The 11,542-nt window shown below is 44.8% G+C and carries 9 protein-coding genes and 1 riboswitch; all 9 genes read left to right on the top strand.

The annotated features are described in order from the left end of the window. Nucleotides 1-360 precede the first annotated feature (360 nt). The 9 genes from katG to pncB all read left to right on the top strand — a co-directional run bounded on the left by katG (nucleotide 361) and on the right by pncB (nucleotide 11,529). Entirely contained in the window at nucleotides 361-2,664 is a 2,304-nt protein-coding gene (katG, locus tag BAE46_RS07085) for a catalase/peroxidase HPI (RefSeq protein ID WP_070112144.1), read from the top strand. A gap of 306 nt (nucleotides 2,665-2,970) precedes the next feature. After that, nucleotides 2,971-4,167, top strand: coding sequence for an FAD-dependent monooxygenase (locus tag BAE46_RS07080; protein WP_070112143.1), 1,197 nt, complete (start codon nucleotides 2,971-2,973; stop codon nucleotides 4,165-4,167). Between the two features lie 229 nt (nucleotides 4,168-4,396). Beyond that, nucleotides 4,397-4,518: riboswitch (TPP riboswitch) on the top strand. Between the two features lie 151 nt (nucleotides 4,519-4,669). Beyond that, nucleotides 4,670-6,262, top strand: coding sequence for a bifunctional hydroxymethylpyrimidine kinase/phosphomethylpyrimidine kinase (locus BAE46_RS07075; protein ID WP_070112140.1), 1,593 nt, complete (start codon nucleotides 4,670-4,672; stop codon nucleotides 6,260-6,262). Next, the gene (locus BAE46_RS07070; protein WP_070112138.1) at nucleotides 6,259-7,101 is read left to right on the top strand and encodes a HesA/MoeB/ThiF family protein; all 843 of its coding nucleotides are present in this window, start codon (nucleotides 6,259-6,261) and stop codon (nucleotides 7,099-7,101) included. Before BAE46_RS07075 ends, BAE46_RS07070 begins: the two co-directional genes overlap by 4 nt. Next, nucleotides 7,098-7,313, top strand: a complete 216-nt coding sequence (thiS, locus tag BAE46_RS07065) for a sulfur carrier protein ThiS (protein ID WP_006005841.1) — start codon at nucleotides 7,098-7,100, stop codon at nucleotides 7,311-7,313. The genes BAE46_RS07070 and thiS overlap by 4 nt, the downstream gene beginning before the upstream one ends. A gap of 3 nt (nucleotides 7,314-7,316) precedes the next feature. Next, nucleotides 7,317-8,087 (top strand): thiazole synthase, encoded by a 771-nt coding sequence (locus tag BAE46_RS07060; RefSeq protein ID WP_006005843.1) that lies wholly within the window; start codon nucleotides 7,317-7,319, stop codon nucleotides 8,085-8,087. Beyond that, nucleotides 8,074-9,192 carry a 2-iminoacetate synthase ThiH gene (gene thiH, locus BAE46_RS07055; RefSeq protein WP_070112136.1) on the top strand — a complete coding sequence of 373 codons (1,119 nt, stop codon included), beginning with the start codon at nucleotides 8,074-8,076 and terminating at the stop codon, nucleotides 9,190-9,192. Before BAE46_RS07060 ends, thiH begins: the two co-directional genes overlap by 14 nt. A gap of 68 nt (nucleotides 9,193-9,260) precedes the next feature. After that, entirely contained in the window at nucleotides 9,261-10,037 is a 777-nt protein-coding gene (locus BAE46_RS07050; RefSeq protein WP_070112134.1) for a 3-oxoacyl-ACP reductase, read from the top strand. Between the two features lie 253 nt (nucleotides 10,038-10,290). Then, nucleotides 10,291-11,529 (top strand): nicotinate phosphoribosyltransferase, encoded by a 1,239-nt coding sequence (gene pncB, locus BAE46_RS07045; protein ID WP_006005850.1) that lies wholly within the window; start codon nucleotides 10,291-10,293, stop codon nucleotides 11,527-11,529. The last annotated feature ends 13 nt before the right edge of the window (nucleotides 11,530-11,542 follow it).

The following is an 11,542-nucleotide window of genomic DNA, read 5'->3' as shown; positions in this document are numbered from 1 at the left end:
TCTCGTCAATCATACAGTCAAATAAATGAGACTGGTCTTCCTGTTATGGTAAACGCGTGGAATAGTCATAGCCATTTCTGCTCATTTGCACCAGTTGCGTCTCATCAGTGAAAATGCTTCCCTGCTAGCACTGAAATTTTCACGTCCTTTCATTAACGATGCATTTCACTCATCGTAAAAAGCGATTAAACCAATTACTTTTATTCACAATATATTTACATTATAAACCGATATAATTTTCCTTGTGCCTAATTAATCGTGTAGTGGCATATTAAGTTTACGATCTAAACCTAAAAATCAGATAAACGTCGCCGTATATTGCATATACGACGAAAATAACCCAACAAAAGGAATTTTAAAATGAAAAAACAAAAAATGTTTTTGAGATCAGTTGTAGCTGGCTGGGTAAGCATTGCCTTACTATCGGGCGCTGCGCTTGCGCAAACACCGTACCTCTCGGGCGCTGAGCTTGCGCAAGGACCGGAAATAAGTAAGCCCAAAGGGGCCATTGGAACCGGTTCAGTAAAGCAAGGACAAGCAAAACCAAATGACTTTTGGTGGCCTGAACAGCTTAACCTCGCGACACTTAGAGACAATGATGCTCGTTCAAACCCATTGGGGCCTAATTTTGACTATGCAAAAGAGTTTAGTAAGCTCGACCTTCAAGCCGTTAAAACTGACCTAAATACACTACTCACTACCTCACAAGATTGGTGGCCTGCTGATTTTGGTAACTACGGACCATTTTTTATTCGTATGTCATGGCACAGCGCTGGTACCTACAGAACGCTCGATGGTAGAGGCGGAGCAGGCGGTGGACAGCTGCGTTTTGAACCCCTCAATAGCTGGCCCGACAATGCGAATCTAGACAAAGCAAGACGTTTGCTATGGCCAGTTAAACAAAAGTACGGCGAGGCGCTTTCTTGGTCTGACCTAATGGTATTAGCGGGTAACGTTGCACTTGAAAATATGGGCTTTGAAACTTATGGCTTTGCGGGCGGTCGCGCAGACGACTGGGAGCCCGACCTAGTGTATTGGGGACCAGAAGTAGAAATGCTTGCAAGCGATAGAGAGACCCGAGACGGCAAGCTGCAAAGACCACTTGGAGCCACGCACATGGGCATAATTTACGTCAATCCTGAAGGTCCACGAGGCGTGCCAGATCCTATAGGATCTGCCAAAAATATACGTATTACATTTGAAAGAATGGCAATGAATGATGAAGAAACCTTAGCATTAATAGCAGGTGGGCATACTTTTGGTAAAATGCATGGCGCGCACAAACCAGCAGACTGTCTTGAAGCTGAACCCGCCGCTGCAGGCATAGAAGAGCAAGGCTTAGGTTGGAAAAACAACTGTGGTAAAGGTCATTCTGAAGATACCATTACCAGTGGACTTGAAGGTGCGTGGACACAAGCGCCAACGCGCTGGACTTCATTATATTTGAGCAATTTGTTAAATTTTGAGTGGAAGCAAACTCGCAGTCCAGCTGGCGCTATTCAATGGATACCTACCGATGAATCGCTGCATGCCATTGTGCCCGACGCTCACATTAAAGGTAAATTTAATCCGCCAGTAATGACCACCGCCGATTTAGCCTTAAAATTTGATCCTGATTATCGTAAAATTGCTGAACGCTTTTTGGCAGACCCAGAAGAATATCGCTTAGCCTTTGCAAAAGCGTGGTACAAACTAACGCACAGAGATATGGGACCTTCTAGAAATTTCTTGGGCAATGAAGTGCCTAAGGGTATCAAAATTTGGCAAGATCCTATTGCCGAAGACACTAAGTCTACGCTTAGCAATTCGCACATTAATCAACTTAAGAAAGACATACTTAGCGCTGATTTGACTATATCAGAACTTGTGCGTGTAGCATGGGCCTCGGCCGCTAGCTATCGCGCTTCTGATATGCGCGGCGGTGCCAATGGTGCTCGTATAGCGCTAGCCCCACAAAAGGATTGGCCGATAAACAACCCGCAAGAACTAGCTAAAGTACTCAAGGTATTGAGCACTATACAAAGCGACTTTAATAGCGGCTCGTCGAAGCGAAAGCATGTATCATTGGCCGATTTAATAGTACTAGGTGGCTCAGCAGCAATAGAAAAAGCCGCAAAAGACGCTGGTTATGCTGTTTCAGTACCCTTCATGCCAGGCAGAGGTGATGCAACTCAAGCACAAACTGACGTTAATTCGTTTAGCCTGCTTGAACTGAATGCTGACGGGTTTCGAAATTATTTTGTAGCACAAGAAAGCTATGAACGTTCGCCTACAGAAATGTTAATTGACCGCGCAGACCAATTAGACCTAAGCGTGCCACAGATGACCGCTTTAATAGGTGGCTTACGTGCCTTAAATGCAAATTATGAACAATCTGCGCATGGCGTATTAACTGATCAACCAGGTACACTTAATAATGATTTCTTTGTGAATTTGCTTGACATGTCTACCGTGTGGAGAAAATCTGCTACCGATGGTTTGTATGAAGGCTTTGATCGTAAATCTGAAGAATTGAAATGGACAGCAACCTCGGTCGACCTTATTTTTGGTTCTAACTCTGAATTACGTGCAGTAGCCGAAGTGTATGCTTTTGATACGTCGCAAGAAAGATTTGTGAATGACTTCGTTGCGTCTTGGGCGAAGGTGATGAATTTAGATCTTTAGTTTGATTTGAGTTAGTTTGTAAGCCGCGGCTGTGATTAATTTGCAGCCGCGGTTTTTTTTTAGCGCCAAGGTGACAGCTACTCAGTCAAAATAAGCTAACGAAGTAAGCAAACCTGCAGCACCGCAGAAAAAATGTGCGCTTTGGTCACCACTTTCAAAACAGTATAAGTAAAGCCGAGAAATATAGGTATTATGGATCATCTTAGTAAGCCTTACTCAGGTTAAATCAAAAGATCTATCGAACTGGCTATTTTCTGTGTAACTGAGCAGATATAGCTGTTCACAAATAATCATAGGGGAGTTGTTTTGAGTAAAAAAATTGTTATCGCTGGTGCCGGCATTGGTGGATTGTGTGCTGCCTTGGCGCTGGCAAAACGCAAATTTGAGGTGCTTGTTTATGAACAAAGTCCGCAACTTAACGAAGTAGGTGCAGGTTTACAGCTTAGTCCCAACGCCATGCATGTATTACAAACACTTGGTATAGCAGACGAGATTAAAACTAAGGCCTTTCGTCCAAATTCAGCCGTGATGCGCCACTATAAAACTGGCAAGACTTACTTTACTGTTCCTTTGGGTGATACCGCCACACAAAAATATGGCGCTCATTATCTGCATATTCACCGCGCTGATTTACATTCTATTTTGCATAATGCCTGCAAAAATATGAACGTAAGTATTCACTTAGGTCAAACTATCCAAAGTTACCAACAAACGCCACAGAATCTAACAGTACAATTTGACAACAATGAATGTCTCTTCGCCGATGTGCTCATAGGCGCTGACGGTATCAAGTCAAATATCCAAGCTTGCATGTTAGGGCAAACACCCTCTGAATTTACCGGACAAGTAGCCTGGCGTGGCATGGTACAAGCAAACAAACTGCCTAAAGGCTTGATTAAATCAAACGCTAATTTATGGGTGGGCCCAAACAAACACTTTGTTAGTTATTATTTGCGCGCCGGCAACTTAGTCAATTTTGTTGCTGTACAAGAGCGTACAGATTGGCAAAAAGAATCATGGCATGAAAATGGTGATATAAGTGAACTGCGCAGCGCATTCGCTGGCTGGCATCCAGAGGTAAGCGAGTTATTAGAGGCTACGGACGAATGTTCGCTATGGGCCTTGTTTGCCAGACAGCCCCTAAACCGATGGTCTGATGGAAACGTGGCGCTTTTAGGGGATGCTTGCCACCCTATGTTGCCATTTTTAGCGCAAGGCGCGGCAATGGCCATTGAAGACAGCTATGCTTTGGCGCATTGTTTGGCTGCTTGCACCGATACTAAAACCGCACTGCAAACCTATCAAAAAACGCGTTTACCACGCACCCGCAACATTCAACTTAATGCGCGTAAAAACGCAGCTTTGTATCATATGAGTTCACCAATTGAGCAGGCCAAATTAGCACTTCTTTCCGGACTATCTAGTATTGGCCTCAGCAATAGGATCGCGGCAAATATGCTAGACCCCATCTATGCATATAATATTGTTAAACAATTAAACTGATCAAGTAGAGCAGGCGCAATTGACAGCTTATTGTTTATGTATTTAATTGTTTTAGGGGTAAATAGCCGTTAAATCTGAAGTAAAACGAAGTACGGCCAAGGGAAAACACGCGGGGCCTGCCCTTCTTAACCTCTGGTTTTCATAGGGAATTTTCAACTCTGCTTTTTGTGGACTTATCGCACGACTGCAGATAGCACTTGAGAAATTGTTTTACTATGCTTATAGTTATGTCTTCTTGTCGGAGTGCTAGTACGTTTCACCTAGGTGATTTGTATAGCTGAGACCGTTAATTCGGGATCCGTTGAACCTGATCGGGCTAGTACCCGCGAAGGAAACAAGCGTGGCATTTAATAATACCGGACACACCAGTATTTGATTTAAAAAGCCACTTTGCCAGAACACGCGAGTAATATTTTTATATTCGATTACTCTTATTGGCGCTTTTCAACAATTCATTTCTCCAGACAAGCAACTTCATCTTACTTAATATGAGAGATTGCTTATGTCAAATCAGCACAAAATTTTTGCTAGAACACAGCCCGCTAAACCTATTGTATGGAGTATTGCCGGTTCAGACAGTGGCGGAGGCGCGGGTATTCAGGCCGATAGCCTAACAATTCATGACTTAGGCGGACACGCTTGTAATGTGGTAACCGCAATTACCGCGCAAAACTCTCACCAAGTTATAGATGTTGCACCTACCTGTGCAATGGTCTTACTCAATCAGCTTAACTGCTTACTTGACGATTTACCCCCTAGCGCAATTAAGATAGGGGTATTGGCCAACGCTGAACAATTTCAACTAATTAGCCACTGGCTAAGCAATACTTTAAGGCCTTATCAGCAACAACATGATTTACTCATCCCTGTAATTTGGGATCCGGTGATGGTCTCTACCAGCGGTCAATCACTCACCCTTGCCAATAATTCACCCACTGTTGACGACTATATATCTTTGGCTAATCACGTCACGCTGATAACACCTAACGCGTTTGAACTGCAGGTGCTTGCAAGGTTGTTACAAGCTCAAGGTAACACTTCCCAAGAGCCGCTTGAGTGCCTTGCTAACGCAGTTTTATCAAGTGTTTTGGTGACCGGTGGCGCTGATATTGATACATTTGCCATCGACTGGTTAATGGCTAAAAGTATTGCGCATACCTCTGTTTTTCATGCACACCAGCGAATTGGGTTTCAAAGCAGTAGAGTAGACACTAGGCATAATCATGGTACGGGCTGCGCCTTGTCTGCTGCCATTGCTACGGCGATGGCGTTTGGTCATCCTTTGCTAGACGCTATTGTGATTGCTAAAGCATATGTACATCAAGGTTTATCTAGCGGCTACGGCTTGGGTAAGGGAGCTGGTGTGCTGGGCCGCAACGGTTGGCCACACGATCTTGTGCATTTCCCTGAAATTTTGATGCCCCACTATGCTTCGCTAAGCATTAACCACGGGCTTGTCTTTGCCAAGGTTATCCAGCCCTTAGGCGTCTATACCGTTACAAAGTCAGTCAGTGTGTTGGAGCAGGTGCTTAAGTCGGGTGCACGTACTGTGCAACTACGTATAAAAAATAACAGCGTTGATAAGAGACCCCTAAATGAGATTGAAAAGGACATTATTCAAGCAATCTCGCTAGGCCATAAATACAAGGCACAAGTGTTTATTAACGACCACTGGGAGATTGCACTCAAACACGGTGCTTTTGGCGTACATTTAGGCCAAGAAGATGTCTTGCAAGCCAATTTACTACAAATAGCAAATGCCGGGCTCGCCTTAGGTTTATCTTCACATGGTTATTTTGAAATGCTCTTAGCACAGCAACTTAATCCTAGTTATTTGGCCATTGGACATATTTTTTCTACTCCAACCAAACAAATGCCCTCAAAGCCTCAAGGTCTGTTGAAGCTGTCGCGTTATTGCAAGTTGCTTAAAAACAAAATGCCATTAGTGGCTATAGGCGGCGTTGATTTACAAAACTTAGCACAGTTAAAAGCAACTGCCGTACATGATGTTGCCGTGGTTAGAGGCATTGAAAGCACAGAAAATCCGGGACAAAGCTGGCAAGCTTTGCAACAAAAGTGGCAGGCGCTCACATGACACAAGCCTTAAATGATAGACAATTCGTGCAGTATTATCGACAAATATTGCTACCTGAGGTTGGTGAGCTAGGGCAGCAACGTTTGCTTGATCACCATATTATTATTATCGGCATAGGCGGTTTAGGTACGCATGTTGCGCAGCAATTAAGCGCAGTAGGAATTGGCCACCTGTACTTAGTGGATGACGATAGTGTGGAAAAATCCAATTTACCTCGGCAAATATTGTTTGATGCATCCTGCATTGGTAAATTAAAAGTAAACTGCGCTGGTGAGCGACTACGCACAAGTAATACAGATATTAGCGTAAACACCTACTGCGAGCGCTTTTCGTTTGAATTTGCCGAAACACTGTTGGCTGAGCATGAGATGCTTAAAAAAGCGTATGTAAATCAGAAGTTAACGGTACTTGATTGCACTGACAACATGCCCACACGTCAGCTAATTAATGCCTGGTGTGCACAAAAAAAAATTGCGCTTATTAGTGCATCAGTAAGCGGCTTTAGCGGTCAACTTATGGTTATCGATGCAGTAAACAACCCTCAAGCAGGCTGTGTTCACTGCGTATTCAATACTCAAGAGTTAACTCAAAGCTGTGCCAGTGTAGGCGTATTAGGCCCAACTGTTGCGATTATGGCTAGTATGCAAGCACTTACTACGGTTAAGCATATTTTGAAAATTAACACACCCGATTCATACCTACATATATTCAATGCATTAACGCTCAACTGGCGACGAATATATCGGCATAAAGACGCTCAATGCCCTATTTGCCAGCATTGGACAAACTTGAGTAAGCAAGAGCCTACGCGTAAAGCCCAACAGGAGAATATTTCATGATCACTATTTTTATCAACGGTGAAGCCATAAAAGTACAACAATCCCATAGTTTGCGACAAATTTTAGAAGCAAACAGTAAAGAGCAGCAGTGGAATTTAGGCTCTGTAGCAGCTGCGTGTAATCAACATATAGTGCCTAAAAGTGAATGGTCACAGCTTACCTGCCAAGAAAATGACCATATCGAATTGTATCACGCTGTTGCCGGAGGATAAGACATGTTAACTATTGCCGATCATACTTTTTCATCACGCTTGTTTAGCGGTACTGGCAAGTTTTCGCATACGCAGCTTATGTTAGACGCATTAATAGCCTCAAGCACCGAGCTTGTGACCTTGGCAATTAAGCGCATCGACATTAGACAAAGCACCGACAACTTAATGGCGCCACTAAGCAGCTTAGGCGTAAAATTGTTACCCAACACCTCAGGTGCACGCAATGCGCAAGAGGCTATTTTTGCCGCACAGCTTGCCCGAGAAATGTTCAATACACACTGGGTAAAACTGGAAATTCACCCAGACCCTAAATATTTAATGCCTGACCCAATAGAAACATTGGCTGCGGCCGAAGTCTTAGTGAAACAAGGATTTGTCGTGCTGCCCTACGTGCACGCTGATCCTGTATTGTGTCGTCGATTAGAAGAGGTTGGCTGCGCGGCGGTGATGCCTTTAGCTAGTCCAATAGGCAGCAATCAGGGTTTGCTCACCAAAGAATTTATACGCATTATTATTGAGCAAGCCAACGTGCCGGTTATCATCGATGCTGGAATTGGCTGTCCTTCTGATGCTACCGCCGCAATGGAGCTTGGCGCCGATGCCGTATTAGTTAATACCGCTATCGCTTCAAGCGCCCAACCGGTAATAATGGCTAATTGCTTTCGTGAAGCGGTTATAACCGGGCGCCGTGCTTATGAGGCCGGATTAGGTTTAGTCTCAAATAAGGCCAATAGCACCAGCCCACTAACGGGGTTTTTGCATGAGCTTTGTTGATACATTTGCAAAACTAGACCGCGATCATCTTCTAATGTCTTTGTATAGCACCACTAGTGACGATGTAGAGCGGGCCTTGCAGCGGCCAAGCGGAAGTGTGGAGGCATTAATGGCGCTGTTGTCCCCTGCTGCGCAGCCTTACCTTGAGCTAATGGCGCAGCAAGCAAGCTTGCTTACTAAGCAGCGTTTTGGCCACAATATAAACTTGTTTATCCCTTTGTATTTGTCAAACTTATGTGCCAACGAGTGCGATTATTGCGGCTTTACCATGAGCAATAAAATAAAACGTAAAATTCTCAATAAACAAGAGATTCAGCAAGAAATTGATATCATAAAGGGATATGGATTTGACAATGTTCTGCTGGTTACCGGTGAACATGAAACTAAGGTTGGCATTGACTATTTTGCCGACGTATTACCCCATATGAAGCAGTATTTCAGCCATGTTTCCTTAGAAGTACAGCCTCTTGAAACTCATGAATACAAAAAGTTAGTTGATTTGGGCCTGGATGCGGTAATGCTATATCAAGAAACTTATCAGCCACGTACGTATGCAAAACATCATACCCGAGGCAAGAAAAAAGACTTCACGTATAGGCTACAAAGTCCCGATCGCTTGGGTCAGGCTGGGGTCGATAAAATAGGCCTAGGGGTTCTGTTAGGCTTAGACGAATGGCGCTTAGATGCATTGCTAATGGGGCACCATTTAGCGTATTTGGAAAACCGCTACTGGCGCAGTAAATTCAGCGTTTCGTTTCCGCGCCTGCGGCCATGCACAGGGGGGATTGAGGTGAAATACCCGATTACTGATAAAGGGCTGGTGCAGCTAGTTTGCGCATTTCGATTGTTTAGCGAACAGCTTGAAATAAGTTTGTCAACGCGTGAAAACAGTCAATTTCGCAGCAATATAATGCCTTTAGGCATCACTCATATGAGCGCTGCTAGCTCGACTCAACCTGGTGGGTACGCCAATCCCGCAACGCAACTCGATCAATTTGAGATTAGTGATGAACGCTCGGTCGTAGAGGTTACAAGCGCGATACGAGCACAAGGCTATATACCCGTTTTTAAAGATTGGGAGGCTGATTGGTCGGGTCGGTTATAGTGAGTCCTTACACCTTCAAACACCGCTAATAAATAGTCAATATCGTTTTAATTTTTTAAGGGATACATATGCAACATTCTGCAAATACACTCAATCAGCAGCTAGTATTAATCACCGGCGGTGGCCGCGGTCTTGGTGAGCATTTGGTCAATGCCTTCTTACGTGAAGGTGCTAAGGTCGTCATTAATTACCTACATAGCGCTGAAGCCGCTAACGCAGTTGCTGCCAATTATCCAAATCAGGCCCTTGCAGTTCAGGCCGACGTAACTGATGTGAGGGCTGTACAGGCGATGTTTAGGCACGCAAAAAAACATTTTGGCCAAGCCATAAGCACGGTTGTTAATAATGCGCTGCCGTCTTTTTCTTTTAACGGCGATGCACGCGAACGCGGTGAGCAAATTAGCTGGGGCAGCATGCAAAATCAATTTGAAGGAGTAGTTAAAGGCGCGCTTAACACGACACAGGCAGCAATACCCGATATGCAAGGCGCAGGCTTTGGTCGCATTATTAATGTGGGTACCAATTTATTTCAAAATCCGGTGGTGCCATATCACGACTATACCGCAGCTAAAGCGGCGCTGCTGTCACTTACCCGAACCTTGTCTCAAGACTTGGGGCCTGACCAAATTACCGTCAATATGGTTTCTGGTGGTCTGCTGCGAACAACCGACGCTTCTTCAGCGACACCTGAAGCCGTGTTTGATTATATTGCGCAAAATACACCGCTGCGACGCGTCATCACTCCTGCAGAATTTGCCGATGCCACTTTATTTTTTGCATCGCCATGGTCGCGGTCGGTTACCGGTCAAAATTTAGTGGTAGACGGCGGTTTAGTCAAAAACTAGTACAAATAAATACCGAATGAGAGCTGATTTGAACCGTTAACCATCAATAGTAAGAATAAAACACATGACTGATCTGTTCAACAGGCTTTGACTTTGCTAGGTTCAAGGTTATAAGCGATGCGAGTCGAGGCGGCATAGATCTTACCCAATGGGTGATTTAAATGAGCAGTTGCTAAAACTAGTCGCGCCTGAGTAACACTCGAAGGCGGAATTTTGTTCTTTACAATCTATTCTTAAAAAAGGAGAAACAAACATGACAAAGCTATGGAAAAAAGACGAGCCTATCATAAAGTCACTCTTGGAGACTGACGTATACAAGATTCTGATGCTTAACTATATCTTTCGCAACTACACCAACCTGCAGGCTACTTTTTCTTTCATCAACAGGACCGATGTTGATTTACTTCAGTATGTCGACATCGACCAGTTGCAAGAAGAGCTGGCACACGTTTCAACCCTTGTGTTTACTGCAGATGAAATTGCGCACCTCAAAGGCTGGGCAATGTTTCAGTCGGGGTTTGCAAAGAATCTGGCTGAACTCAAGCTGAGCGTTCCTGAAGTTTCAAAGAGTGCAGACGGTCGTCTGCAGATTGAAGCCAGCGGTCTGTGGTCACATTCCACCCTATGGGAGATTGCGACACTTGCAATCGTAACTGAGCTGTATGGTCGAGGCAAGGCCAAGGCCGAAGGTCTGAGCGAAACTCAGCTATACAACTCGGGTATGGATATACTGCTTGAAAAAGTGGCGTTTCTGAAAGAGAATCCGCAGTTGCATGGTTCACAGTTTGGACTGCGTCGGCGGTTTTCTGGTCCGTGGGAGCAGCAGATGACAGAGGTGCTGTTAGCTGAAACCAACTTCCTCTCCGGTGTCTCAAATGTCAGACTGGCGCGCGAGCTTAAAGTGGAAGCTCAAGGTACTAACGCGCACGAACTGCCAATGGCAGCTTATGCGTACGCCAGAGCTAAGAGCAACTTCGATGCACGCAACTCTGTCTATGAAGTGCTGGCTGACTGGCAAGCACTGTATGGTCAGACCGCGCTTATCATGTTGCCCGACGCCTATGGCACTGATGTGTTTCTGGAAAAAATACCTGATAGCTATGCTTATGATTGGCGTGGCTTTCGGCAAGACTCTGGAGACGCAATAGAGTTTGGTGAAAAGATCATTACTTTCTATCAGCGCTACGGTATTGACCCGCTGGAGAAGCTAGTCATCTTTAGTGACGGGCTAAACCTAAAGCGGATGCAGCAGCTGCAGTCGCACTTTGCCGGTCGTATTAACGTCGCGTTTGGCGTTGGTACCAACCTATCCAATGACTTCGGGTTAATAAAACCTCTCTCATTGGTGATGAAGCTGACCAAGGTCAATGGCTTGGAAACGGTAAAGCTGTCGGACAATATCGCTAAGGCGACGGGCGACCCAAAAGAAATTGAGATCGCCAAGCGTATTTTCGGCTACGACACCACGTTCCGCGAGGAAGTGGTGTACTAAATATTCGGCGCGG

The organism is Glaciecola punicea (genome assembly GCF_001756615.1).
In the GTDB taxonomy this organism is placed as follows: Bacteria; Pseudomonadota; Gammaproteobacteria; order Enterobacterales; family Alteromonadaceae; genus Glaciecola; species Glaciecola punicea.
The sequence above is the reverse complement of the archived record's forward strand: the minus strand, read 5'-3'. Positions and strand labels throughout refer to the sequence as shown.